We start from the raw sequence: 25,450 nt of genomic DNA, 5'->3' as shown, positions 1-25,450 counted from the left end.
CCCTATCTTATAAATGAAGGCGAAAGTGTAGTGGTTATAGCGCTAAAAAACGAATGAGTTTTTGTGGTTACGAAAACGTTTATCAGATAATTATTTCTAATGGCAAGAGTATGACCAGTACTGTGCTAAACAGAAGAAAAATGCGAGAATGCGGGCGCTTAATTTCATTTCATTAGCCAGGCATTATGAATCACGATTACCAAGATTTAATTAAAATCTTTAATGACACGTTTTCCGCGAGTTTTAATACCGTATTAGAGCTGGGAGGGGATGAGCCTATTTATCTTCCAGCCGATGAGCAGCACCCTCAACATCGGATCATTTTTGCGCGGGGATTCTACGCTTCCGCGTTGCATGAAATTGCCCATTGGTGTGTGGCAGGTCCAGAGCGTCGTTTACTCGAAGACTTTGGATATTGGTATGAACCCGATGGTCGTACCGCGCAAGTACAAGCTGAATTTGAAAAAGTCGAGATTCGTCCACAAGCTTACGAGTGGATTTTAGCGTTAAGTGCGGGTTTTGCGTTTAGTGTCAGTTGTGACAATCTGAATGGTGATTTTGAACCGGACCGCTTGCTGTTTATGAGCAAAGTACATGCAGAAGTTATGTCTATTCTAGATCAAGGTATTCCGCCGCGAGTTGAAATGTTGTCTGAAGCGATGCGTGGCTTCTATGGTATTGCGCCTCTCAATCATAGCGATTTTATTGTTAAGTAAACCGTTTATCTCTTATCGATACTGACCAAAAAGCCGACATAATGTCGGCTTTTTGGTCAGGCTTTCGAGCTAATAGTTTCGATCTAATGGCTTCGCGCTATAGGCCTAATTAATATCCCAGTAGGTTTGCTTCTGGTTATTGTGCGTCAGCGTGTAGGTGAGCGGAGCTCGGTCTTTCTCCATAATCCAAATTACGGCAATTAATTCATCGCAATGATTGGCAACACGAAGATCAAACTCTCCTTTACCATCGACAAGGCTGGATTTGAGTAAGCACATGTTAAAATCCAACTTGGTCAAATCGCCTTTGGCTGTACCGTTATCACAAATTGAGATAAATGCTTTTTCGGTTGAAATTGCGGATATATCGACGTTGACGTCCACTTCATACACCGATTCTAGATTGTTTTCCGCGGCGATATCTAAATCCGTTACTGACAGACTTGGCGTTACAGCAGGAGCGGTACTGCCACCTGAACTTGAACCACCGCCGCTGTCACCACCGCCCCCACAAGCTAATAGTGCTGCGGTAGCGGTGAGTAAAACTAAGGATTTAAAAGAGTTAGAAAAATGATTCATAGCTTGCCCCTTAGTCCGTGTAGGCTTTGTTGGTGATTGGGGTGACATACCAGCTTTGTTCGGTCAAACCTGATGGGTCTTGAGAGAAATCAGCAAATTTTGGATAGGTATCGAGAATGCTGATGGTTTCAAGTGGGTGCTGCCAGTCAAGCGGCAATTCAATCCCCCAAGGGAGTCCGTTACTGGTATGGAAATAAGTCCCGGCACCAGTATCTGTGGCGTCATCTTGCTTGCCCACGTAGCCATAATTGAACTTAGATGTCGGGGTTTTGTTTTTTAAATGAACTTCGAGCGCGCGACCGGGGAAACCTCCGCTGACTTGCAAACCAGTTTCACCATGATAGTAACCAGGGGTCGCAAAGATAAATGGGTCGTACGGGAACTCGGGCATACGAGCATTGCTAATTGGAGAGCTGAACGGAATAATAAGCTCCCAACTTGGTCGATAGCTTGTGCCGCAACCCGCTTCGGTTCTAAACATGGTACATCCATCATCTTCACCGGATTCGGTCATCGACCATAAATCTTCATGAACAATGAGTACCGCATCTGTTGTGCCAGATTCAACAATGTCGGCCGATTGTAGCTCGCCATCAATATAGAGTTTGGCTGAATCGGTTTTGATATCATTTGGATCAACCCCCGGTAAGCGAATCGCAAAACCGGAACGATAGGTCCCACCAAGTGCGGCGATTTGGCCTTCGATTTTCAATTGGATTACTTCGTTATTCTGACTGTATTCGGTGTACTTGACGTTCATCAGTACATCGTTCATGTCGTAGTCGCCCATTTTCGGGAATTGGTCTTCATAAGCAAAGGTGGTGTAAGACGCACCTGAAGGGTAAGTCTCAACCGTGACACCTTGATCCGTCACCGAGACTAAGTGATCTTCTACTTCCCCTGCGCCGACACCACCGGTCGGGCCGACATCGTATGTGGTACTGAGACGGAAACGAGCCCAAGTATCACCGGCAAGCGCCCAGCTAGGCACCGAGATGTAGAGCTGGTTTTGACCATCATCGACAAATTCACTGTTGAGTACCAATTCATCATCATTGAACTCACCATCTTGGTCCCAGTCAATCCAGGCACTCAATACCCCTTCACCATCTGCACCATCGACTGTCGCGTATAAAAAGCTTGTTTCACCCACTTCGATCGGGACAGGGAAGGCAATACCATCTTCATCGTTGCTGCTGTCTGCGGTGTCGTCTGAGAGAGGGTAGACATAAGCTTCATTCTCACCATCGACAAGAGTGCCGAGTTTCAAGTCCGTGATGCCATGGCGAGCCCCAGAGGCTGCATAAGTGGTTCCGTAACTATCTGGCGCATCACCGAAATCGGTAGTGTCACCGGGGATCACCGCGGCGAGGGCACAACGGGCACCATCATTAGAGTTGCTCGACGGTCCATAGGCAAAGAATTCAGCGCTGGAATCATTGCCATCGATGGTCACTTTGAAGACATGTCCATTACCGTTATTACTCAGGTATAAGTTACCGTCGACATCAAAATATTGTGCGCCAAAAGCCAGACTGTGCCCGAGCGTACTGCTGTCGAGTATCTTGTTTAATTGTGTGCTGCTGCCTTCACTCACATCAATTTGATACAAGTAGCCTGAGTTGTCGACACTGTAAACAAAACCGTTATCGGGATGAAAGGCCATATCGAGAATACGAATATTACCCAACTCAGCGGACGTGGCGACTTTTGTCATAGCGGCCGTACTAATGTCGATACGAAATAATCCATAGTTGACTCGATAGCCATACCAAGCATTCTCATCAACCGAGACATCACCCACGTAGAAAGAGGTTGGGCCGATACCTAAATTGCTGACGGTGATTGGGTTGGATGTCAGCTCTGAGCCAATACGGGTTAAAGAGTCTGCGCCGTAATCCCAGCCATAGATATAATCATCATGGACACTAAAACCGACACCATTGATTTTGGCACTACCGATGCTCCAAGAAAGAGCGGAGTAACTACCTACGTCTAGACTTACGCCATAGGCGATAGGTGTTCCTGATGGGTTTTGAATCAGAAAGGCTTGCGTGGGACAGGATGAAAATGGTGTGGCTGCGTGACTTGCCGTGCTGACCGCAAGCGCGGCGCATAGCAAGGGTAGGTGAATTCTTGCTTCTAGTTTACTCATGACTATCCCTTCATTTTAGAATGCGTAGGAAGGGAGTTGCATAGCTTGTGCCATGTTGTTAGTTGTTGAATTTAAAAGAGTTTGTTTTTATATTCTCAATATGAAAAGCTAGGCGTTCATTTTTGAGAATTAAACTGATTGATAAAACCGTCGATGGAGTAGCCGATGCGTGTCGAATGTAAACTGATGGGGGATTCTCGTGCTTGGCGACGAGCTATTGCTGTTGTGTTCATCATCATCACACTCGCTGCTTGTAGCCACCAAGTGGAACAGAAAAGCACGTTCGATCCATTCTGCTCCTATGCGGTTAACGAACTTACCGATCAAATTTCGCCTTACTGCATCGATAATGCTGAGCAAAACGACCCTATCGCGGCCACTAATTTAGGCTATCTCTACTCAAAAGGAATGTTGGTGGAGCACGACCCTCAGCGCGCTATGACTTTATATCATGTTGCTGCTGAGCAAGGCTTTCCGCAAGCGGAATATAATTTGGCTGAGTTATATCGAAGTGGAGTGTATGGTGAAGAACGGCCGGATCTTGCTCGTTACTGGTATCAAAAATCGGCTGGTCAGTTGCCCGTTGAGCAAAGGAAAGAAGCGGAATTTATGCTAGGTTTGCTGTGGTTAGAGGGCAGCGGAGGCGAGCAAGACTTAGCCATCGCAAAGCAATGGTTAGTTGAGAGTGTGGTTCATGGTCACGCTGAGGCTGCGTATGTATTAGGTAATATTTATTTAGACGAAGAGAATAACGTGATTGAAGCGATAAAGTGGTATCAAATCGCGACTGAACGAAATTTTGGCCCAGCGATGCATAAGATGGGGCTTTTATATGTGGATGGATCTCTTGGGGAGAACGACCCAGATAAAGCCAAACCGTGGCTGCTACGTGCTGCGACCTTAGGGTTACCAGAGGGGCAGGTTGATTTGGCAACGCTATTGTATAATAGCGAAGCCACCCGCTCGGATTATGTACAGTGTTATGTGTGGTTAAGCGCAGCCGATTCACAGGGTTTTGAACTAGCCAATCAGCGATTAAAGTTATTGCAGACAAAATTAACCGCGGGTGAACTAGAGCAAGCTCAAATATTGAGTCAGGCGTGTATTGAAAGTGCCTTTCAACGTTGCGAACCACAACAGTAAGTATAGAAAACTGAGCCAATGAGGGTTTGATGATAGTTTGCGTTCATTTTCGCAATATGAGAAGCTTCAGCCCTATTTTGTGGTCAAACCGAGTGATTGAATATACATCATGATTATTGAATTTGAAGAGAAGCTACTGACGTTAATTGATGAGCGAATAGCGACCGCTTCGGATGATGAGCTGTTTGCTGGTGGCTACTTACGAGGGCATATTTCTTTGTCTGCTGCGACTTGCGAAGAAGAAGGTGTCAACGACGTAGATGAGTTGAAAAATCGTATCGTAGCAAGCTTAGATCAAGCCCGCGCGGAACTCACTCCGGCAGATCGTATTGTCGTTAATGATTTGTGGTTGGAACTCAGTAACCACGGCTAAACGACCGTCTTTTAACAGTACGCATCCAGTCCAAGAAAGTCACACTTTACAACATTATGGTTGTTGCTTATCGGTTCTGTTCTATGCTGAGCATGGAGCATTCTTTAAATCGAAGGGACAGCCATAATGAATATCCTTGCTTTTGCAGCCTCAACCAGTTCAACCTCTATTAATAAAGCCCTTGCATCTTACGCCGCGCAGCAGTTAGCTCAACGAGTGGCTGAACCACAAGTGACCTTGCTTGATCTCAACCAATTTAACCTACCGCTGTTTAGTGAAGATGTTGAAAAAGAAATCGGCCAAGCACAAGACGCAGCTAACTTTCTGCAGCAGATTGCTCAGGCAGATGTTTTGATCATCTCGTTTGCTGAACACAATGGTTCTTACACCGCCGCTTACAAAAACCTATTTGATTGGGCATCACGTATTAACCCGCAAGTGTTTCAAAATACTCCGGCAATCTATTTGGCCACTTCACCAGGCCCTGGTGGTGCTCAAAATGTACTGGCGCAGGCAGTGGCTTCGGCTGGATACTTTGGCGCAGATGTTAAAGCGTCACTCTCCATTCCCAATTTTTATGACAACTTTGATTTGGCAACCGGTCAACTTAGCCAAGCAGATTTGGCTGAACAAGTTGTAAAGTTAGTGGAAACGTTGCTCTAGCGAATATTAGATGTTGTGCATCTTAACGTCTGAACGAGACAAAAGTGCTGCCAGTTGATCTTTCCGATCAAAGGCGGCACTTTTTATTACCAATGTTCGATGAGCATCTATCGTTGGTAAATTGAGATTTAGTGCGTCAATTTATAGCACGTCAACTTAAAGCTCAGTGATGGCCTTACCTTTACGAAGTTTGCGCACCCACATACGGCTAGGATCAAGGGTCTCTAATACATCTACTGGTAGCGGTAGGGGATCGCCACAAATTTGTGAGGCCAATAGTTCAGCCATTAATGGGGCAGAACTTAAACCACGAGAACCTAATCCTAGCAAACAGAATAGATCTGGATAGTGTGGCGTAGGCTGTGCTTGCTCAAGCTCCAGCTGAGCTAAATGTTCATATTGCGCTTTGACTTGCCCATAATCGGCCAGATTACCAACAAACGGTAGATGGTCGCGACTGACGCAGCGGATGCCTTGTCGTGATTGGTTACCTGACGTATCCACCGTTAATGGCCAGCTTTCATTAGGAACACAGTGACGTAACTTATCACCATTTTCTTGTTGTGCTGTGGCATCAAATTGATAATCAAGGTGGCTTCGGTCGTAGCTGGCACCAATACAGTGTTGTTGGTTATTGGGATTCGCTGGCGTCATATAGCCATCATAACAAAGCACGCTTTTCAGTGAGCTTAATTCAGGCGTAGTAGGAATATGACTGACTTGCCCTTTGACTTGGCCAAGCGGGATATGCGCGCTCTGCTCGAAACTAGCAAACTCATTACCATTAGCAATGACCACACAATCATGGGTGACATCGCCCGCTTGACTGCTCAGTGTCCAATGGTCATCAACGCGCGTAATTGCGTCGATTTTGTGATTGTATTTAATCTTAAATCGAGCGTCTTTTGTCAATTCGTCAATCAGACCTTGAGTCAGTTGCGCCGGGCACAACCAGCCACCCAATGGATATTGAATGCTTTCCATCGTAATCGGCAAGCCAATCGCCGCACTGGTTTGCTCTGCGTCGAGGTGATGAATCAGCATAGGATCAAACCTGCCTTCAAGCATCTTACTCAGTTTAGTGGTCGATTTTTCATCCCACATTAACTGAGTAATACCACACCAATCATGATCGAATGAGATTTTCTCTGCCGCTTGATCAACAAACTGGCGCGCAAATAAAAAGCCCGGAGCGAAAACGCGTGATACGCCGCGATGTTCGCCGTTCAATAATGGGTAGACCGCGCCTTGGCGGTTGCCTGAAGCACGTTGGGCCGCGTGCTCATCTTGGCAATAAAGAGTGACCTTTTGCCCACGGCGCAATAGGGCGGTTGCAAGCGTGGCGCTGGCGATTCCGCCACCAATAATGGCAATGTGTTCATGTTGACTGCTTGGAGTGCGATGAAACCAAGGTTTGAAGTTTGTCACGGCCTGACGCTCAGTCAGATTGCCTGCAATCATCTCCCGTTTGGTGCCAAAGCCTTTGACTTTTTTCATCGCAAATCCGGCCTCGATTAAGCCTCGGCGGACAAAACCCGCGGCGGTAAAAGTCGCGCAGCTACAGTCTTGCTTCGCTAAACGCGCCATGCCATCAAACAGGTTTTGATTCCACATTTCCGGATTTTTGCTTGGCGCAAAGCCGTCGAGGAACCATGCATCGACCAAACCTTGTGCAGAAACAGGTACTAATGGCATGCAATCTTTGATATCACCAAACCAAAGGTCTAGAGTGATGGCACCATCAGCGAGTACAATACGCTGGCATTCAGGCACTGCGATCGGGTAGTGTTGTTGTAATTGAACAGCGTAGTCGGCCAGTTCAGGCCAAGACTGATGAGCTTTGATTAGATCCGCTTTACTGAGAGGGTACTTTTCAAAGCTAATAAAGTGCAGTTCTTTAAGAGGTGCATTGGGATGCTGTTGTCTAAATTGTTCGAACCATTGCCATACGGCAAGGAAATTTAGACCAGTGCCAAAGCCAGTTTCAGCAATCACAAAACGACGCTGGTCATGTTCTTGCCATCTTTCTGGTAGATGATTTTGCTTGAGGAACACATACCGCGTTTCTTCCAAACCATTTACGTTAGAGAAATAGACGTCATCGAATTGGTCTGAAACGGGCGTGCCAGCTTCATTCCAGCCGAGTTGAGCATTGGTAATAGAAGTCATAGTGTCTGATTTTTGTGAATATCGACCATAAATATAGGTTGATTGTACGGTTTTAAGGGAAAGCTGACCACTTTTCCTAGCTAACTTAGTTATCATCTAGCGGTATCTTGAATTATAGGAATGTCATAATGAAACGAGTCGTAATCACCGGTATGGGTATTGTTTCAAGTATCGGTAACAACGTCGAAGAAGTTTTATCGTCTCTAAAAGCGGGTAAATCTGGCATCACTGCTTCAGAGCAGTTCAAAGAAAAAGGTCTACGTTCACAAGTATGGGGTGATCTTAAAATCAACCCAGCAGAGCATATTGATCGTAAGCAGATGCGCTTTATGGGTGATGCGGCGGCTTATGCATACCTATCAATGCAGCAAGCAATTGAAGACGCAGGCTTAGCCGAAGATCAAGTCTCTAACGACCGTACAGGTATCGTCGCAGGTTCAGGTGGTGCATCATCATTAAACCAAGCGGCAGCTGTAGATATTCTTCGCGAGAAAGGCGTAAAGCGTGTTGGTCCTTACATGGTACCTCGTACAATGTCTTCAACGGTTTCAGCTTGTCTAGCAACCCCATTTAAAATCCGCGGCGTGAACTACTCAATGAGTTCTGCGTGTGCCACATCAGCACACTGTATTGGCCACGCAATGGAGCTTATCCAATTAGGTAAGCAAGACATCGTATTTGCTGGTGGTGGTGAAGAGTTGGATTGGACATTGACGATGATGTTCGATGCGATGGGCGCACTATCGACCAAATATAACGATACTCCAGAAAAAGCATCGCGCACTTATGATGCGGACCGTGATGGTTTCGTTATCTCTGGTGGCGGCGGCATGATGGTGATCGAAGAGCTTGAGCACGCATTGGCTCGTGGCGCGAAAATCTATGGTGAAATCGTTGGTTACGGCGCGACATCAGATGGCTACGATATGGTAGCACCATCAGGTGAAGGCGCAGTACGTTGTATGAATATGGCGATGGCAGCGGTTGATGGCGTTGATTACGTGAACACGCATGGCACATCAACGCCAGTGGGTGACGTAAAAGAGCTTGGCGCTATCCAGCAAGTATTTGGTGGCAACAGCCCAGCAATCTCTGCAACCAAAGCAATGACAGGTCACGCACTTGGTGCTGCGGGTGTACACGAAGCGATTTACTCAACGCTAATGCTACACAACAACTTTATTGCGCCAAGCATTAACGTTGATAACCTTGATGAAGCGGCAGCTGGCCTAGATATCGTGACAGAAATGCGCGAAGCCGAGCTTACCACTGTGATGTCAAACAGTTTTGGTTTTGGCGGTACAAACGCGACGCTTGTGATTAAAAAATTTCAAGGTTAACTGATTTTGCCAGTCAACGTTGTTGGCATGGCAGCCAGTTTCCAGAGCTTGACTTAGGTAATGCTTAAGTCGAACAGACGCAGATTTTGGCTCATGGAGAGCGAGTCAAATTCCTTTTGTTCTGGATCTTACCGGCCTCAATTGAGGCCGGTTTTTTATGCGTCGAATATTGTTATCTTTCGGCCACTAAGCACATCGCACCATGAATTTCCCCATCTTGACCTGAAGATATGGTGACTTTCTCTCATCCGCAGGTGTACATCTACGCAACAGAGCTGGTATAACACTCTTCTAGACAGAAAGTTTTGCCGATTAATCCCCAACCGACGAATTCACGCAGATGAAAAAAATTCTTATAGATGAAAACATGCCTTATGCTGAGGCGCTTTTTAGCCAATTAGGCGAAGTGATTTTGAAGCCAGGTCGTAGCTTAACTGCCGATGACTTGATCGATGTTGATGCATTGATGATCCGCTCAGTCACTAAGGTAAATGCTGAATTGATCGCGAAAGCGAACAAGCTTAAGTTCGTCGGTACTGCAACCGCAGGCATGGATCATGTCGACCAAGCACTGATGATGGAGAAAGGCATCTTTTTCACCGCGGCGCCGGGTTGTAACAAGGTCGGTGTGGCGGAATATGTCTTCAGTGTCATGATGGTACTGGCGCAACAGCAGGGTTTTTCGGTCTTCGATAAAACCGTCGGTATTATTGGCGCTGGTCAAGTTGGTAGCTATTTACAGCAATGCTTAGAAGGGATCGGGATTAACGTACTCATTAATGATCCGCCTAAGCAGCGAGACGGCGACACCCGTCAGTTTACTGAATTGGATGAGCTGCTAGAGCGTGCAGACATTATCAGCTTGCATACGCCAATCACCCGTGAAGGGAATGATGCCACTCACCACTTGATCAATGACCAGGTATTGAATACGTTACGCGGTGACCAAATTTTGATCAATGCTGCGCGTGGCCCGGTGGTTGACAACCAAGCACTAAAACAACGTCTCGAGAAAAAAGATGGCTTTACCGCGGCTTTGGACGTATTTGAATTTGAACCAGATGTTGATATGGCACTTCTTCCTCTGTTAGCATTCGCCACCCCGCACGTTGCAGGCTACGGTTTAGAGGGCAAGGCGCGTGGCACGACCATGATTTTTAATAGTTATTGTGAGTATTTAGATGAGCCTTTGGTGGCCAGCGCACAAGAGCTACTGCCCGTCGCGCCGATTCCGCAACTAACGTTAGATCGTGGTTGGGATGAAGCGACACTGCACAATTTAACGCAAATCATCTATGATGTGCGTAAAGACGACGCATTATTCCGCCGTCAAATCCAACAGCCAGGCGCTTTCGATCAAATGCGTAAAACGTATTGGGATCGTCGTGAATATGGCGCTGTAAAGTTAGTCGGTGATTCAGAGTGTAATTTGGCACCGCTAGCGAAATTAGGTTTTCAAGTTGAGGTAATTAAATGAGCCAACAATATAACGTGGCCGTTTTTGGTGCGACAGGTGCTGTCGGTGAAACCATTCTAGAAGTATTGCAAGAGCGCAAGTTCCCAGTAGGTAACATTTACCTGTTGGCCAGTGAGCGCAGTGAAGGTCGAACTAGCCGCTTCAATGGAAAAACTGTACGCGTAGAAAATGTTGAAGATTTTGATTGGTCTCAAGTTCATATCGCACTATTTTCAGCGGGCGCTGAGCTTTCTGCAAAGTGGGCACCGATTGCGGCTGATGAAGGCGTTGTGGTTATCGATAACACCTCACAATTCCGTTATGAATATGATGTTCCTCTGGTTGTGCCAGAAGTAAACCCAGAAGCCATTGCTGAGTTCCGTAACCGTAACATCATCGCAAACCCGAACTGTTCGACCATTCAAATGGTTGTGGCTCTAAAACCGATTCAAGATGCTGTGGGTATTGAGCGTATTAACGTTTCAACTTACCAATCGGTATCCGGTGCGGGTAAAGCGGGTATTGATGAATTAGCCGGCCAAACTGCGCGCCTGCTGAACGGTGTGCCAGCAGAAAGCGAACACTTCTCGCAACAGATCGCGTTCAACTGTATTCCACAAATCGATCAGATGATGGAAAACGGCTACACCCGTGAAGAGATGAAAATGGTGTGGGAAACGCAGAAAATTTTCAACGATCCAGGCATCACAGTAAACCCAACGTGTGTACGTGTACCGGTATTCTACGGTCATGCAGAGTCACTTCATGTTGAAACTTGTGCGCCAATTGATGCTCAAGATGTAATCCAGCTGCTGGAAAATACTGAAGGCGTTGAAGTGTTCCAAGGTGATGACTTCCCGACTCAAGTACGTGATGCTGGTGGTAAAGACCATGTAATGGTTGGCCGAATCCGCAACGATATTAGCCACCACAGCGGTGTGAACCTATGGGTTGTCGCCGATAACGTGCGCAAAGGCGCTGCGACAAACGCGGTACAAATTGCCGAAGTACTGATTCGTGACTACTACTAATAGTCATACAATTGCTTAGCAAACTCTATGGGCCCTGCGTTTACGCGGGGCTTTTTTAATCAATCCTGAAAAAAATGTGTGAGATTAATGCGATTATTAAGCTAGGGACACATTTTTTGCCACAACGGCTATAGTTTTGCCCTCATGATCCGATATATTTAGCAGATCACTAAATTTATTTCCCATGAGCACCTAACTGAGCCATATATGCGTCGAATTCTCCAACGTCTCCTAATGCCAATCGCCTTAGTAGCCGTGACTCAGACAAACATCGTAAGTGCAGAAAGTATTCGCCTGACAGGGCCAAATGGTGAGCTGCAAAACTCGCCACAATACTCTGAACAGATTACGCGCCATTCATCGGTCGCGAGTGAACCTTCACGCTTCTATGGACCAACCTCAGGGCAAGACACCCTATGGGGAATCTCATCGCGTCTTAAACCGTCTAATCAAGTGTCGGTGCAACAGACGCTGCTGGCGATCTATCAGCTCAACCCGCAAGCGTTTGAAAATCAGAACATTCATACTTTGATCCCGGGTAGCACCATTCGTGTTCCTTCGTTAGCACAGGTACAGAGCGTTTCGACTGATGAAGCGGTTCGTATTATGAACTTGCATCAAGCGCGTCTGGATGGCAATGAATCGGCAGCCGATAAAGCGAAACCCCAAGCGACTAAACCGTCTGTATCAAAGCCTCAGGTTATGCCATCTCAACCGAGTACGGCACCAAGCATCAAACCACAAGCCACTAAGCCAACTACTGTTAATAAAGCGCCACAAGTCGAGGCTTTAGAGCAGCAACTGACCAGTTCTGAATCCGAGTTAACCGCGCTGGAAGAGAAGAATCATCGCCTACGTTTGATGTTGGCAGAGGTGCAAACTGAAGTTGATGGCTTAAAAGAAGAGCTGGGTGATGAAAATCGCATTCGCTCAGAAGTGGAAAAACTATTAGAAGCAGAGCGTTTGCGCGTTGCCGAGCAACAAAGTAATGCCCCAAGTACGTTGGACAATATTCTTTCCAATGGCTGGCTGGTTGCTGGGCTTGCCATCGTTCCTGGTCTTTTGATTGGCCTGATGATCATGCTATTGCTTGGTCGCAAAAAGGCACAAGCACAGGCTCAAGCAGAACAAAACGATAATTCTCTGCCATCAATGGCTGCCGCTGCGTCAATGGCACCTTTGGCCGCTGGTGCCCTTGATGATGACGTCGAAGATGAACTGGATCTGGACGATGATCTGTTTGGTGAGTCAAGTGATGACGAAACATTGTTCTCAGATGAGCTTGATGGTGACACCGAAACGACGCAAGAAACGGATATCTTTGCTGGGTTAGATGACAGTGCGCTCGATTTCAACCTTGATGATGACGATGACAGCGACCCATTTGCCGCTATTGATGATGACGGCGATCTCGATGAGTCCTTGGCGTCGTTTGATGTCAGCTCCAATGGTATCAGCGTAGATAGTGGTGAAAAAGCGCTTGGCCTTGAAGAGATGGAGCGTGCGCTAAATGATGTAGTCATCGAAGATTCATCGGAAGATGACGACGGTTTCGATCTTTCAGACACTGGCGTGAGCCAAAGTGAGCTTGATGATCTGTTTAGCTCAGCGCTTGACGATATTGATGAGGACGAAGATAGCGCTGAACAAGCGATGCTCGATGAGTTGCTCAGTGAAAGCGCTGAGGGTGATGACGCATTCTCATTTGATAATTTGCTTGATGATCCCGAAGGGTTTGATTTAAGTGAAGACGATAGCGATTTTGCAAACCAAGCGATTACTTCAGATAGCGATATTGATGACCTATTCGCCCAAGTTCAAGCGGAGCAAGAGAGTGTTGCTGAGTCGCTTGAATCCGACATTTCAGCGACTGAACAACCAGATGAAGCATTACAGAAATTAGAAGATGAAAGTAACGCATTGTTTGATGAACTGTTCACCGAGTCTGCGGAAGATAGCCAATCAGAGCTGACGAATACTCAAATGCTCGATGAGCTGCTTGATTCTGATGAAAATGGTTTCGATCTCGACTCTGGTGAAGAAAGTATTGATCTGCTGGATGAATGGTTAGACGACAGTGATGAAGACGAAACACTGCAACTGTCTGATGACTCCACTGCGATGCTTGATGAGTTATTAGGAGAAGAGGACGAGCTAGACAGTGAAGTTAAGCCGAACTTAGAAACTCAATCGGAAGAGCCTAACCTTGTGGAAAGCCCACAGGCGCAAAGCGAAGAGGGTTTAGATTCAGAAGCTGATGACTTAGACGATATTGCGTTTGATCTCGACTCAGTCTCCATGTTGGATGAGTTGCTGGATGAAGAAGAGTTAGAGGAAAGTACCGCTAAGTCCGCGTATGACGCCGACAGTACGGATCTACTCGATGAACTGCTTGATGACCATAGTGACAACGGCGATGCGTCGTTAAGCGTAGAAGATTTATCGGCCGATGATTTCGGTGACGATGGTATTGATCTGTTTGAAGAACTGCTCGAAATTGAAAAGAGTCAGCCGGAACAAGTTCAGTCGGAAGATAGCTTAGCAACGTTAGAGGCGGCAAGTGAGGTGCAATCAGCACCAAATGCGCAGCCAAGTAATGATGAAATCGAACAGCTGCTTGCATCAACAGGCACAGAGGCGGAAGAGCCAACACTTGACGAACAAGCCGAGCTTGCAGCGCTTAACGATGAGCTAGAACATATTGAAGAGACTGTTGTTGAAGAAGAAAAAGCGTTTTCGAGCGATGACTTTTTGGATGACATGCTCAATGTGGCGCCAGAATCGGATCCATTACTTGGTGAGTTCAATTTTGACCAAGTGGAAGACGATGAACCAGTATCACCAGCACTTGACACCGCGGAAAGTGTGAATGAATCCTCCCTGCCAGAGCCAGAGCCAGAGCCAGAGCCAGAGCCAGAGCCAGAGCCAGAGCCAGAGCCAGAGCCAGAGCCAGAGCCAGAGCCAGCGAAAGCGGCATTGCCAACGGTTGATAACGAATTTGGTACGCCAAGTGATGATGATTGGTTGTTTGATGGTGATAGTGACACCGCAGATGCATTAGCGGCGCTACAAGAGCAAACGCCTGCTGCGCCACTTGAGCAAGTGAATGAAACCGCTCAAATTGACGATTCACACAATGAACCGTTAACGCCAGAGCCTGCTCAATCAGCTGAACCTGAATTTGAGCCAGAGTTCGATTTTGTTGAGCAAGATGCCGAGACAGCCGACGTTGCAGAGGTGGAACCTGTCGCTAGCGAAGGTGATGGTTCTCAACACATTGATTCTGTCGATGCGCCTGACGCTCCATTGCCAGAGCCAGAGCCAGAGCCAGAGCCAGAGCCAGAGGAACAAGCTGAGTCAGTTGATGTTGCAAACGATCTACCATTTGAGTTTGATGAACTTGAGTTACCTGAATTTGGTGAAGAAGAAGCGTTAGCTGACGCTGTTGAGCATCAAGCTGATGATGTTCAAATAACTGAACCATCTGCAAGTGCTAGTGAAGAAGCCGTAGCTGAGCCGCAAGACGAGAGTCAGGCTGCATCATCAGATGCGTTCGACGAAATTATCGGTGACGGCGTTTATGACAATGAAGCTGCTAGTGATGAAGCTCATAGCACAGAAACTGTCAGCCCAGAAAACATGGCTAACGAAGAGATTGCCAACGACGAAAGAGATTCTGGCGAAGTGCCTATTGAGCCGCAGGCTGAAGCACTAGAAACTGAGCCACAAATCGCTCAATCAGACGCTGAAGAACGTTTTGATTTTGATGACTTAGATCTACCTGAGTATGGCGAAGACGATGCAATAGCGGATTTCAAGGCTGAAATGCCAAATCAAGCCGCATCCATCGCCAATGAGTTATCAACTGAACCCGCGTTCAATTCTGAGTCAGAGTTAAGTGATGTTGATGTTGATGTTGATGGTGAAACTCGTTTTAGCTTTGATGATCTTGAGTTGCCTGAATATGGTGAAGCGGATGCATTGGCCGATGCGACAGCCGAAATGGAGCAAGACTCTGATGTCGCGCTTGCAGAAGCGCCTGTAGCAAATGAAGTCGTTACTCAGACGCCAGAGCCAGCGCCAGAATTATCTCAAGAGCAGACTCAAGAGCTGCCTCAAACGCAGTCTGATGAAGTGTTTGAGTTTGATACTGCTGACAATACAGCGTCAGATATCACGGAGGCATTTGAATCTGCTGCAGACCCTGTAGAAGCGGAGCCGGCTGAGCAAGGTTCGGCAGAGCAAGAACCAGCAGAGATTCGCGATGGTGAACTGCAGCAACAAAGTACTGTAGAAGAACCAGAAAGAGCGCCGAGCTTCGATTTTAACGATCTTGAGCCTGTTGACATTGATAATGCTGATTTGGACCAACGTTTAGATGAACAAGACGTATTGTCTGGTTTATTTGGTGACGCTCCATCTCTAGAACCTGCTCCACTTGAACCTCAAGAGCAAGAGTATAGAGATAATGCTGCGATTAAGTCTGATTATGATGAAAGCGCGTTTAATGAATTACTTGCAGAAGGCGATGATAGCTATACTCCAGTAGAGAAACCGATTGACCAGCGTGCCAGTGATTCTGCTGGAATGGATATCGATGCCATGCTGGAAATGGGCGGCGAAGATTGGAATGGCTTTAGCCTTTCTCCTGAGTTACAAGCGTCTATTTCGGATGATATTCCAGAAGAAGATCGCCATGCTTGGGATGAAGGTAACCAGCCTGCTCAAGCAAAAATCTCAAACGAAGATTGGGAAAATCAAGACGATCTGATCGACTTCAATCCACGTGACAATCAATATCGCACCATTGACGAATTGATGGCAGAGGTGGACCGCGAAGAAGGGCTGTTTAACCCAGACGAAGAAGCGCTAAAGTTAGATGTCGGTTTAAGTGATTTCCCTGATGTGATAGGTCAGATGTCTGATATTGATGTCGATAGTAATGCGGAAGCATCGGGTAAACTCGATCTGGCTAAAATCTACATGGAAATGAACGACGCTAGTGGTGCTAAAAAACTGTTGGAAGAGGCCATCGTCGATGGTAACGACGACATTCGCCGTGAGGCGAAGCGCCTAATTGACGCAATTAATGGTCGATAACAAACAATAAAGGGGCGAAAGCCCCTTTATCTTTAAGAGTGATATCCATAATAGCTTGATCTATAAATGAGTTGAGCTAGGAAATTTAACCGAACTTTACCGGGCGGCCACTTGAAGCCATGGTCAGTTTCGCTATACTGCCCGACCCATATTCCAAGAGAGTCCAAGATGAGAATCGCTTTAGGTATTGAGTATGATGGCACTCACTACTTTGGCTGGCAACGTCAAAGAGAAGTTCAAAGCGTGCAAGAAAAGCTTGAACGTGCATTAAGTTTAGTCGCCAATCATCCCATAGAAGTACAGTGTGCAGGTCGTACTGACGCTGGTGTGCACGGTACGGGTCAAGTCGTGCATTTTGATACCACAGCCAGCCGAAAAATGGTGGCTTGGACTATGGGTGCCAATGCTAATTTGCCAAAAGACATCGCGGTTCGTTGGGCAACAGAAGTGTCGGATGAGTTTCACGCGCGTTTCGCCGCGACAGCTCGTCGCTATCGCTACATCATATTTAATAGCAAGCTAAGACCAGGTATTTTGCATTCTGGAGTGAGCCACTACCATGGTGAATTGGACGAAGTCAAAATGCATCAGGCAGGCCAATACTTGTTAGGTGAGAATGATTTTACTTCTTTCCGTGCGATCCATTGTCAGTCACGAACGCCTTGGCGCAATATGATTCATTTGAACGTGACGCGTCATGGGCAATATGTGGTGATCGATATTAAAGCTAATGCCTTTGTTCACCATATGGTCCGCAACATCACCGGCAGCTTGCTGTGTGTCGGCCGCGGTGAGCAAGAACCGGAATGGATCGATTGGCTGCTTAAAGCCAAAGATCGTAAGTTAGCTGGGGCAACGGCGAAAGCGGAAGGGCTCTATTTAGTCGATGTTGATTATCCGCAAGAGTATGGACTGCCTCGTGCACCGATCGGTCCGCTATTTTTGCCAGATAATTTGAACTAAATCTCGCTAATCTATTCATAATAAATAGAAATTATGTTTTATTAGTTCAATGAGAGACGGTGTGTGAAGAGTCAATAAAGCGAATGCGTGAGTGAGCAAAAATAGGTACAACCAGTTTTTTGTCTACACTTGGCATTTTATATGCTTTAATCCTCACGCATAAATTCAGTTTTTATATCTTTTGCATGGCGCGAAAGAGTGATAGAGAAAAGGTCTTCCATGAGTTGGCTTGAAAAGATTTTAGAAAAAAGCAATATCGTTAGTTCACGTAAAGCATCGATCCCAGAAGGGGTATGGACTAAATGTACATCATGTGAACAGGTGCTTTACCATGCTGAACTAGAGCGTAACCTAGAAGTATGTCCGAAATGTGACCATCATATGCGTATGAAGGCACGTCGTCGCTTGGAAACGTTCCTAGATGAAAACAATCGCGTTGAACTTGCGAATGAACTTGAGCCACAAGATAAGCTGAAGTTTAAAGATTCAAAGCGTTATAAAGATCGTCTGTCTGCAGCACAAAAAGCCAGTGGTGAGAAAGACGCCCTTGTTGTGATGCAAGGTGAAGTAATCGGTGTTCCTGTGGTTGCTTGTGCATTCGAATTCTCGTTCATGGGTGGCTCAATGGGTTCTGTTGTTGGTGCCCGTTTTGTTCGCGCTGTTGAAGCGGCAATGGAAAACAACTGCGGTCTAGTTTGTTTCTCTGCTTCTGGTGGCGCACGTATGCAAGAGGCACTGATGTCTCTAATGCAAATGGCGAAAACCAGTGCGGCGCTAGAGCGTTTATCGAAGAAGGGCTTGCCTTTTATCTCGGTTATGACTGATCCAACCATGGGTGGTGTATCTGCAAGTTTGGCAATGCTGGGTGACATTAATATCGGTGAGCCAAAAGCGCTGATCGGTTTTGCTGGTCGCCGCGTTATTGAACAAACGGTACGTGAAGATCTTCCTGAAGGTTTCCAACGCAGTGAGTTCCTGCTTGAGCATGGTGCGATTGATATGATCGTCGATCGCCGAGAAATGCGTCAACGCGTGAGTAGCCTTTTAGCTAAATTGACCAATAACGCATCACCGTTGGTCGTTTCTGTGGATGATTCTCCACAAGAAGCTGAGTATTCTGTACCAGAAGCCGACGAAAAAGGGTAAAGTATCTCACTAACAAACAACCACGGATTTATTGGTTAAAGTTAGATGATTCAATCCCAAATTCCTCAAGCCACATCCCCACTTGCGATGTGGCTTGATTATTTAGCAGAGCTACATACCTCAGCGATTGATCTTGGTCTCGACCGAGTTCAAGCCGTCGCAAATAAAGCCCAATTGACCAAACCCGCACCGACGGTGATTACGGTTGCCGGTACCAACGGTAAAGGGTCTACCTGTGCATTGATGGAAGCCATTCTACTCGATGCTGGTTATTCGGTTGGCGTTTATAGTTCCCCACATCTCATTCGCTACAATGAACGCGTTCGCGTTAATGGCGTTGATCTTAGTGATGAAAAACATACCCAAGCTTTCGACTTTGTTGAACAGCAACGTGGTGACATCAGTTTAAGCTTATTTGAGTTTGGCACCCTTGCTGCTTTGCGCTTATTTCAAAGTGAAAAAGTGGATGTGGTATTACTTGAAGTGGGTTTAGGTGGGCGATTAGACGCCACCAACGTGGTTGATCATGATGTGTGTATCATCACCAGTTTGGCCATCGACCATGTTGATTGGCTTGGTGACGACATCAACGTGATTGGCTTTGAAAAGGCGGGTATTTTCCGTAGCGGCAAACCCGCTATCTGTGGTCAACCTAAAGCGCCCGCAACTGTTGCGGCTCATGCAGATGACATAAAGGCCGAGTTGTTCCAAGTCGGCATTCAGTATGACTATGCACTCACGGACAACAACACTTGGTGTTGGAGCCATGGCAGCTTTCAGTTAGATGACTTACCGCGACCAAGCCTACCTTTACCTAATGCTGCAACAGCACTGATGGCGCTCGCCAGTGCGCATCTAGACCTCTCTGATGTCAATATCGTGAATGGCCTACGCAATGCCTCACTGCCGGGTCGTATGCAGGTCATTCATCAAGCACCCACGGTGCTACTTGATGTTGCCCATAACCCGCACTCAGCCCAATATTTAGTCGAGCGATTGCAACAGCAATACCCGCAGCACACCATTCATATGGTGGTAGCGATGTTGCATGACAAAGACATTAAATCGACGCTTGAAATCTTAGCGCCAGTGGCTAGCCATTGGTACCCAGCCTCACTTACGGGACCTCGAGCGGCAAAAGCCGAAGAATTATGTCGTTATTTAGGTGCAGAACAAGCGCAATTTGCCACGCCTGTCGCTGCATTTGAAGCGGCAATGACAAAGGCTCACCAGCAAGATGTCATCATTGTTGTGGGATCATTCCATACCGTTGGTGAAGTGCTTGAATACTGGCAGAGCAAAGGAGAATAAATGGCAAGTAAATTTCAAAACCGCCTTGTCGGCACCATTATTTTGGTCTCGATTGGTGTGATCGTGTTGCCTGATGTATTAGATGGCAAAAAAACACATTACCAAGAAGAGATCGCTAGCATTCCGATTAAACCGGAGTTGCAAAGTGATGTGGAAACGTTCGAAGTGCTGGAGCCAGAAGACGACAGCGCGGCATTACCACCAACACCAGTGGAAGTTACATTAGAGGTAGAAGATCAAGGTGAGCAAGCTCAACTTGAAAATAAACCGTTGCCGGTGGTGGTAAAAGAAGTACCAGAACGCAATGAATACCAAGAGAGTGCTTGGATCATTCAATTGATGGCGCTGAAAAATGCTGAGAACGCGGAAAATGTGGTGAAAGATCTACAAAAGCGTGGTTATCAGGCGCATACCAAGCTAGATAATAGCTTTACGCGCGTGATTATTGGCCCTGATATTTCAAAAAATAAGCTCGAGCGCCAAATTAAGGAACTCGAAAAAATCACGGGCTCAAAAGGCCGATTGCTTAAATTTAAACCGTTAAATCCTTAAGAAAACGTTTGCGTCAGCGTTTTTTCTGTTAAAATGCGCGCAAACTGAAGATGTGAATACACATGAATTGGTTAGATATTGTCATTTTGAGTGTGATTGGCCTATCGGCTTTAATCAGCTTAGTTCGCGGCTTTGCTAAAGAAGCATTGTCATTGGTTATTTGGTTTGGTGCATTTTTTATCGCCAGTCAGTATTACAGTCGTTTGGCGGTTTACTTTACCAAGATCCAAGATGAGATGTTTCGCAATGGCGCAGCGATTGCTGCCTTGTTTGTTGCCACGCTAATTGTAGGAGCGTTGGTTAACTATGTACTTGGGCAGTTAATTCAGAAAACGGGTCTATCGGGTACCGACCGCGTGTTAGGTATCGTATTTGGTGGATTGCGAGGAGTGCTGATCGTTTCGGCGGTATTGTTCTTCGTTGATACTTTCACCACTTTCAATGATAGCGAATGGTGGACAAGCTCGGAGCTGGTTCCACACTTTAAGTTAATCATTGAGCCGTTTTTCGAACACCTACAAGCTTCATCGAGTTTCTTATCTGGCGCGTCATAGCGCGCCAGCCATTATCGCAAATCGAGGGTTAGGACATGTGTGGTATTGTTGGAATCGTGGGCACTTCGCCTGTAAATCAGTCTATTTATGACGCTTTGACTGTATTGCAGCACCGTGGCCAAGATGCCGCCGGTATTTGTACCATAGAAAGCAATCGTTTTCGTCTGCGCAAGGCGAACGGTTTAGTCAAAGATGTATTCGAAGCAAAACACATGCAAAGACTGCAAGGAGACGTTGGTATCGGCCATGTACGTTACCCAACCGCTGGCAGTTCAAGTGTCTCAGAAGCCCAACCTTTTTACGTAAACTCTCCATTCGGCATCACCCTCGCTCACAACGGTAACTTGACTAATGCACATGATGTGCGTGAAAAGTTGTTTGCTAAAGATCGCCGCCACCTAAACACCACCTCTGATTCGGAAGTGCTGCTTAACGTACTCGCACATGAAATTGATATGGTGAAAGGTAATGTGACATCCGAAGATGTTTTCCGCGCCGTGACAAACGTTCACCGTACTATTCGTGGTGCGTATGCGGTAACAGCAATGATCATTGGTCATGGTCTGGTTGCATTTCGTGATCCTAAAGGCATTCGCCCTCTATGCCTAGGTAAGCGTGAAGTGGAAGGTCGCACTGAATACATGGTGGCGTCTGAATCGGTGGCATTGGATGCGGTTGGTTTTGATTTCATCCGTGATGTTCTGCCGGGTGAAGCAATTTATGCCACTTTTGATGGTGAGTTATTTACTCAGCAATGCGCTGATCACCCAGAGCTAAATCCTTGCTTGTTTGAGTTCGTCTATTTTGCTCGCCCAGATTCGTTTATCGATAAAGTTTCCGTTTATTCTGCCCGTGTTGAGATGGGGAAAAAATTAGGTGAGCGTATTCGTGATGAATTTAGTCATCTCGATATTGATGTGGTCATTCCAATTCCTGAAACGTCATGTGATATCGCGCTGCAGATCGCTCAATTGATCGATAAACCGTATCGCCAAGGTTTTGTTAAAAACCGCTATGTCGGTCGTACCTTTATCATGCCTGGTCAGCAGCAACGCAAGAAATCGGTGCGTCGTAAGCTCAATGCGATTCGTTCGGAGTTTAAAGATAAAAATGTATTGTTAGTTGATGACTCGATCGTACGTGGTACCACTTCTGAGCAAATCATTGAGATGGCGCGAGATTCTGGTGCGAAGAAGGTCTTCATGGTTTCAGCGGCTCCAGAGATTCGCTTCCCGAACGTTTATGGTATCGATATGCCTAGTGCGAATGAACTGATTGCTCATGGGCGCGACAATGAGCAAATCTGTAAGCAAATCGGTGCCGACGAACTTATCTTCCAAACCCTAGAAGATTTGGTTAGCGCGGTTGGTTTAGGCAATTCAGATATTGCGAAGTTTGAAACGTCGGTATTTAGCGGTGAGTACGTGACTGGCGATATTACTCAGCAATATCTTGAGTATTTAGAGTCATTACGTTGCGATGATGCCAAATTGCAGGCTGAACTACAGCAAGACCTCGCTAGCCTAGAGTTGTATAACGAAGGCGCATAATTGCTAGAGAAATAAAACGGCTTCCCTTGGGAAGCCGTTTTTGTTTATTCATACCGTCAACGCAAATAAAGCTAGTAACAAAAACCTAGCTACGAAACCGATTTTTTTACCTGACTCAGTAAGAACAAGGCGCTGGCGCTGATCACCACCGAAGGGCCTGCTGGTGTGTCAAAGTGCCAAGAGAGTGTCAGACCAAGTAAGACGGCTATCGCTCCAAGAATAGAGGCCAGTATCGCCATTTGTTCCGGTGTTCGAGAAAAACGACGAGCCGTGGCTGCAGGGATGATCAATAGTGACGTCATGATCAAGGCACCAACAAACTTCATACCCACCGCGATCACTAAACCGACCAACAACATCAAAATCAGACGCATTAGATCGGTATCATGGCCTTCTACGGCAGCCAGTTCTTCATTGACCGTTGAGGAGAGTAGCGGACGCCAAAAAACAGTTAAAGCGATACCCACCACCGCGACACCGAGGTAGATAAAGATTAAATCGCTTGGTGAAACAGCCAGTAAGTCGCCAAATAAATAGCTCATCAAATCGATACGAACATTGTCGAGAAAGCTAACCGCGACTAAGCCGAGCGATAATGAACTGTGGGCGAGAATACCTAATAGAGTATCAGTCGCTACCAGTTGCTGGCGCTGCAAAGTCACCAGTAATACTGCCAACACTAAGCAGCAAACGACCAGTGCGAGATAGAGGTTTACATCTAATAGAAAACCAAACGCCAATCCCATCAAAGAAGCGTGCGCTAATGTATCGCCAAAATAAGCCATTTTGCGCCATACGACGAAAGAGCCGAGTGGCCCAGCAATCAGGGCAATGCCAAGGCCTGCAAAAATAGAAGGCAGTAAAAACTCAATCATGGTGGTGATGTCCGTGTGAATGGTCTCCACAACATGATCCTTCCCCTTTAACGGGTTGGCCAGAAAGGTCATGGTGGTGGTGGTCGTGTTGATGATGATAAATGGCAATTTTTTCTTGGCGTGCTTGACCAAACAGTGCGATATATTTCGGGTGCTGAGCGACGGAGGCTGGTGCACCAGAGCAGCAAATATGATGCTGCAGGCAAATAACATGGTCGGTTTTGGCCATCACTAAATGCAGATCGTGTGAGACCATAAAGACCGCGCAATGGAAGCGATGACGGATAGTATCAATTAGGTCATAGAGATCAATTTGACCTTGAACATCAACACCTTGTGCTGGCTCATCGAGTACTAATAGCTGTGGGCGTTGGAGCAGCGCACGTGATAGTAGTACGCGTTGTGTTTCGCCACCCGATAATGAATGCATGTTGGCTTTGAGCAGGTGTGATGCCCCCACCAAACCAAGTGATTCTTGAATTTCTTGCTGGCTATAGCGGCCCGCTAAGCGTAAAAAACGTTCCACGTCGAGAGGTAAAGAATCATTCAGTTTGAGCTTTTGTGGGACGTAACCGATTTTCAGCCCTTTTGGCCTATTAATGGTTCCCTGTGAACAACGCTGTAAACCTAGCAAGACTTTAACCAGTGTCGATTTTCCTGCACCATTTGGCCCTATAAGGGTGGTGATTTCGCCACTTTTTAAACTTACGCTAACATTATCGAGTACTTTGCGTTCACCGAACTGAACGCAAATATTAGTAAGGTCGACTAACGAGGTCATGAATGGAACTCATTTGCAATTGAATATTGTTATAATGTAACATTTATCACTTACAAATTCTATAAGTCACGATGTGGTTAACTGATGAAAAAACGAATTACCCTCGCACTGGCATTATCCAGTTCGACAGCTATGGCTCAAGAGCCAGTGGTTTTAACCAGCATTAAGCCGATACAGATGATCACTCAAGAGTTAATGATTGATGTCGGTCAACCGGAAGTCTTACTTAATTCTAATGCTTCACCACACGACTATGCATTGCGTCCATCGGATGTAAAAAAAGTAGCCTCTGCGGATTTAGTGATTTGGTTCGGCCATGATTTGGAACCTTTTTTAGACAAGGTCGTGACTAAGCAAGAACATGTTCTTGAACTGTCGAAAATCGATGGCTTACCCCTACATGAATTTGATGGAGATCATGCCGATCATGATGGACACGATCATGGCAGTCATGACCCACACTTTTGGCTTGGTTACCAGCCGACACAACAAGTTGCCAAGGCAATCACTGAGCAATTGAAACAGCTTGATAGCGATCACGCGACACAGTATGAAGCAAATTATCAACGTTTCACTCAGCGACTCGCGACTCAGCGAGAAGAGCTTACAGAGCGTTTAGCGCCAGTAAAAAATGTAGGCTACTTTGTTTTTCACGATGCCTATGGTTATTTTGAACAAGATTACGGCTTAAATCATTTGGGGCATTTTACCGTCAGTCCTGATCGCAAGCCAGGGGCGAAAACCCTGATTCGTATCCGTACGGCATTAGCTGATAAACAGGCAAAGTGCGTTTTTGCAGAACCACAATTTACGCCAGCAGTGGTGAAGTCTGTTGTTCGCGGAAGCAGTGCTAAAGTGGGAGTATTAGATCCTATTGGCTCAGATGTTGAGGTCAAAGCAGGGAGTTACTTCACATTTATTGATCAGATGGCTAATGACTTTATCACGTGTTTAGCGCAATAGATCGCTATTGATAGTTTTTCCAATAAAACA

Annotated in this window: 20 protein-coding genes; 15 read left to right on the top strand and 5 right to left on the bottom strand. The window is 46.3% G+C overall.

The annotated features are described in order from the left end of the window. The first annotated feature begins 185 nt into the window (after window positions 1-185). Window positions 186-716 (top strand): elongation factor P hydroxylase, encoded by a 531-nt coding sequence (locus tag RJD38_RS02145; protein WP_065430721.1) that lies wholly within the window; start codon window positions 186-188, stop codon window positions 714-716. 105 nt (window positions 717-821) lie between these two features. Here the strand turns inward: RJD38_RS02145 and RJD38_RS02140 are convergent, their stop codons facing one another. Together RJD38_RS02140 and RJD38_RS02135 are read right to left on the bottom strand one after the other, a co-directional pair. Further along, the gene (locus tag RJD38_RS02140; RefSeq protein WP_065430720.1) at window positions 822-1,295 is read right to left on the bottom strand and encodes a hypothetical protein; all 474 of its coding nucleotides are present in this window, start codon (window positions 1,293-1,295) and stop codon (window positions 822-824) included. A 10-nt stretch (window positions 1,296-1,305) separates the two neighbouring features. Further along, window positions 1,306-3,450 (bottom strand): LruC domain-containing protein, encoded by a 2,145-nt coding sequence (locus RJD38_RS02135; protein ID WP_065430719.1) that lies wholly within the window; start codon window positions 3,448-3,450, stop codon window positions 1,306-1,308. Window positions 3,451-3,615: 165 nt separating this feature from the next. Between RJD38_RS02135 and RJD38_RS02130 the strand changes: the two genes are divergently transcribed. The 3 genes from RJD38_RS02130 to RJD38_RS02120 all read left to right on the top strand — a co-directional run bounded on the left by RJD38_RS02130 (window position 3,616) and on the right by RJD38_RS02120 (window position 5,629). After that, window positions 3,616-4,593 (top strand): tetratricopeptide repeat protein, encoded by a 978-nt coding sequence (locus RJD38_RS02130; protein WP_065545139.1) that lies wholly within the window; start codon window positions 3,616-3,618, stop codon window positions 4,591-4,593. A gap of 109 nt (window positions 4,594-4,702) precedes the next feature. After that, window positions 4,703-4,966 carry a YfcL family protein gene (locus RJD38_RS02125; protein ID WP_065545140.1) on the top strand — a complete coding sequence of 88 codons (264 nt, stop codon included), beginning with the start codon at window positions 4,703-4,705 and terminating at the stop codon, window positions 4,964-4,966. 126 nt (window positions 4,967-5,092) lie between these two features. Further along, window positions 5,093-5,629: an NADPH-dependent FMN reductase gene (locus RJD38_RS02120; protein WP_065545141.1), complete on the top strand. Its 537-nt coding sequence runs from the start codon at window positions 5,093-5,095 to the stop codon at window positions 5,627-5,629. 156 nt (window positions 5,630-5,785) lie between these two features. Here RJD38_RS02120 and mnmC read toward each other — a convergent pair whose 3' ends face one another. After that, the gene (mnmC, locus tag RJD38_RS02115; protein WP_065545142.1) at window positions 5,786-7,798 is read right to left on the bottom strand and encodes a bifunctional tRNA (5-methylaminomethyl-2-thiouridine)(34)-methyltransferase MnmD/FAD-dependent 5-carboxymethylaminomethyl-2-thiouridine(34) oxidoreductase MnmC; all 2,013 of its coding nucleotides are present in this window, start codon (window positions 7,796-7,798) and stop codon (window positions 5,786-5,788) included. A gap of 128 nt (window positions 7,799-7,926) precedes the next feature. On the opposite strand from mnmC, the gene fabB reads away from it, so the two are divergent. From fabB to purF, 10 genes are all read left to right on the top strand, one after another. Next, window positions 7,927-9,138, top strand: coding sequence for a beta-ketoacyl-ACP synthase I (fabB, locus tag RJD38_RS02110; protein WP_005598653.1), 1,212 nt, complete (start codon window positions 7,927-7,929; stop codon window positions 9,136-9,138). Window positions 9,139-9,478: 340 nt separating this feature from the next. Beyond that, the gene (locus tag RJD38_RS02105) at window positions 9,479-10,615 is read left to right on the top strand and encodes a 4-phosphoerythronate dehydrogenase (protein ID WP_065430714.1); all 1,137 of its coding nucleotides are present in this window, start codon (window positions 9,479-9,481) and stop codon (window positions 10,613-10,615) included. Further along, a complete protein-coding gene (locus RJD38_RS02100; RefSeq protein WP_005598656.1) occupies window positions 10,612-11,625 on the top strand; it encodes an aspartate-semialdehyde dehydrogenase in 1,014 nt (337 codons plus the stop codon). The genes RJD38_RS02105 and RJD38_RS02100 overlap by 4 nt, the downstream gene beginning before the upstream one ends. A 207-nt stretch (window positions 11,626-11,832) precedes the next feature. After that, window positions 11,833-16,725, top strand: a complete 4,893-nt coding sequence (locus RJD38_RS02095; protein WP_367971392.1) for a FimV/HubP family polar landmark protein — start codon at window positions 11,833-11,835, stop codon at window positions 16,723-16,725. A 168-nt stretch (window positions 16,726-16,893) separates the two neighbouring features. After that, complete coding sequence (truA, locus tag RJD38_RS02090; protein WP_005598660.1) at window positions 16,894-17,688, top strand: tRNA pseudouridine(38-40) synthase TruA; 795 nt, start codon at window positions 16,894-16,896, stop codon at window positions 17,686-17,688. Between the two features lie 219 nt (window positions 17,689-17,907). Next, window positions 17,908-18,834 (top strand): acetyl-CoA carboxylase, carboxyltransferase subunit beta, encoded by a 927-nt coding sequence (accD, locus tag RJD38_RS02085; protein WP_065430712.1) that lies wholly within the window; start codon window positions 17,908-17,910, stop codon window positions 18,832-18,834. 45 nt (window positions 18,835-18,879) lie between these two features. After that, window positions 18,880-20,145, top strand: a complete 1,266-nt coding sequence (folC, locus tag RJD38_RS02080; RefSeq protein WP_005598663.1) for a bifunctional tetrahydrofolate synthase/dihydrofolate synthase — start codon at window positions 18,880-18,882, stop codon at window positions 20,143-20,145. Further along, complete coding sequence (locus RJD38_RS02075; protein ID WP_005598665.1) at window positions 20,146-20,697, top strand: SPOR domain-containing protein; 552 nt, start codon at window positions 20,146-20,148, stop codon at window positions 20,695-20,697. It abuts the gene before it with no gap. Between the two features lie 62 nt (window positions 20,698-20,759). Next, complete coding sequence (locus RJD38_RS02070; protein WP_005598667.1) at window positions 20,760-21,251, top strand: CvpA family protein; 492 nt, start codon at window positions 20,760-20,762, stop codon at window positions 21,249-21,251. 35 nt (window positions 21,252-21,286) lie between these two features. Next, complete coding sequence (gene purF / locus RJD38_RS02065; protein ID WP_065430711.1) at window positions 21,287-22,801, top strand: amidophosphoribosyltransferase; 1,515 nt, start codon at window positions 21,287-21,289, stop codon at window positions 22,799-22,801. A gap of 89 nt (window positions 22,802-22,890) precedes the next feature. Here purF and znuB read toward each other — a convergent pair whose 3' ends face one another. Both znuB and znuC read right to left on the bottom strand, forming a co-directional pair. Beyond that, window positions 22,891-23,676 (bottom strand): zinc ABC transporter permease subunit ZnuB, encoded by a 786-nt coding sequence (znuB, locus tag RJD38_RS02060; protein WP_065430710.1) that lies wholly within the window; start codon window positions 23,674-23,676, stop codon window positions 22,891-22,893. Further along, window positions 23,669-24,457 carry a zinc ABC transporter ATP-binding protein ZnuC gene (znuC, locus tag RJD38_RS02055; protein ID WP_005598670.1) on the bottom strand — a complete coding sequence of 263 codons (789 nt, stop codon included), beginning with the start codon at window positions 24,455-24,457 and terminating at the stop codon, window positions 23,669-23,671. Before znuC ends, znuB begins: the two co-directional genes overlap by 8 nt. 84 nt (window positions 24,458-24,541) lie before the next feature. Here znuC and znuA point away from each other — a divergent pair, with 84 nt between their 5' ends. After that, window positions 24,542-25,420 carry a zinc ABC transporter substrate-binding protein ZnuA gene (znuA, locus tag RJD38_RS02050; protein WP_065430709.1) on the top strand — a complete coding sequence of 293 codons (879 nt, stop codon included), beginning with the start codon at window positions 24,542-24,544 and terminating at the stop codon, window positions 25,418-25,420. Window positions 25,421-25,450 lie beyond the last annotated feature (30 nt).

The organism is Vibrio scophthalmi, assembly GCF_040869025.1.
GTDB lineage: Bacteria > Pseudomonadota > Gammaproteobacteria > Enterobacterales > Vibrionaceae > Vibrio > Vibrio scophthalmi.
Note: the sequence above shows the minus strand (reverse complement) of the source record. Positions and strands in the feature narration are given on the sequence as shown.

What these genes read in the sequence shown, in the direction of transcription:
- RJD38_RS02100 (WP_005598656.1), top strand. Translation starts at nt 10,612, where the DNA reads ATGAGCCAACAATATAACGTGGCCGTTTTTGGTGCGACAGGTGCTGTC.
- fabB (WP_005598653.1), top strand. Translation starts at nt 7,927, where the DNA reads ATGAAACGAGTCGTAATCACCGGTATGGGTATTGTTTCAAGTATCGGT.
- znuA (WP_065430709.1), top strand. Translation starts at nt 24,542, where the DNA reads ATGAAAAAACGAATTACCCTCGCACTGGCATTATCCAGTTCGACAGCT.
- RJD38_RS02140 (WP_065430720.1), bottom strand. Translation starts at nt 1,295, where the DNA reads ATGAATCATTTTTCTAACTCTTTTAAATCCTTAGTTTTACTCACCGCT.
- RJD38_RS02145 (WP_065430721.1), top strand. Translation starts at nt 186, where the DNA reads ATGAATCACGATTACCAAGATTTAATTAAAATCTTTAATGACACGTTT.
- RJD38_RS02070 (WP_005598667.1), top strand. Translation starts at nt 20,760, where the DNA reads ATGAATTGGTTAGATATTGTCATTTTGAGTGTGATTGGCCTATCGGCT.
- folC (WP_005598663.1), top strand. Translation starts at nt 18,880, where the DNA reads ATGATTCAATCCCAAATTCCTCAAGCCACATCCCCACTTGCGATGTGG.
- RJD38_RS02130 (WP_065545139.1), top strand. Translation starts at nt 3,616, where the DNA reads ATGCGTGTCGAATGTAAACTGATGGGGGATTCTCGTGCTTGGCGACGA.
- accD (WP_065430712.1), top strand. Translation starts at nt 17,908, where the DNA reads ATGAGTTGGCTTGAAAAGATTTTAGAAAAAAGCAATATCGTTAGTTCA.
- RJD38_RS02125 (WP_065545140.1), top strand. Translation starts at nt 4,703, where the DNA reads ATGATTATTGAATTTGAAGAGAAGCTACTGACGTTAATTGATGAGCGA.
- purF (WP_065430711.1), top strand. Translation starts at nt 21,287, where the DNA reads ATGTGTGGTATTGTTGGAATCGTGGGCACTTCGCCTGTAAATCAGTCT.
- RJD38_RS02105 (WP_065430714.1), top strand. Translation starts at nt 9,479, where the DNA reads ATGAAAAAAATTCTTATAGATGAAAACATGCCTTATGCTGAGGCGCTT.
- znuB (WP_065430710.1), bottom strand. Translation starts at nt 23,676, where the DNA reads ATGATTGAGTTTTTACTGCCTTCTATTTTTGCAGGCCTTGGCATTGCC.
- RJD38_RS02135 (WP_065430719.1), bottom strand. Translation starts at nt 3,450, where the DNA reads ATGAGTAAACTAGAAGCAAGAATTCACCTACCCTTGCTATGCGCCGCG.
- truA (WP_005598660.1), top strand. Translation starts at nt 16,894, where the DNA reads ATGAGAATCGCTTTAGGTATTGAGTATGATGGCACTCACTACTTTGGC.
- RJD38_RS02075 (WP_005598665.1), top strand. Translation starts at nt 20,146, where the DNA reads ATGGCAAGTAAATTTCAAAACCGCCTTGTCGGCACCATTATTTTGGTC.
- znuC (WP_005598670.1), bottom strand. Translation starts at nt 24,457, where the DNA reads ATGACCTCGTTAGTCGACCTTACTAATATTTGCGTTCAGTTCGGTGAA.
- RJD38_RS02120 (WP_065545141.1), top strand. Translation starts at nt 5,093, where the DNA reads ATGAATATCCTTGCTTTTGCAGCCTCAACCAGTTCAACCTCTATTAAT.
- mnmC (WP_065545142.1), bottom strand. Translation starts at nt 7,798, where the DNA reads ATGACTTCTATTACCAATGCTCAACTCGGCTGGAATGAAGCTGGCACG.
- RJD38_RS02095 (WP_367971392.1), top strand. Translation starts at nt 11,833, where the DNA reads ATGCGTCGAATTCTCCAACGTCTCCTAATGCCAATCGCCTTAGTAGCC.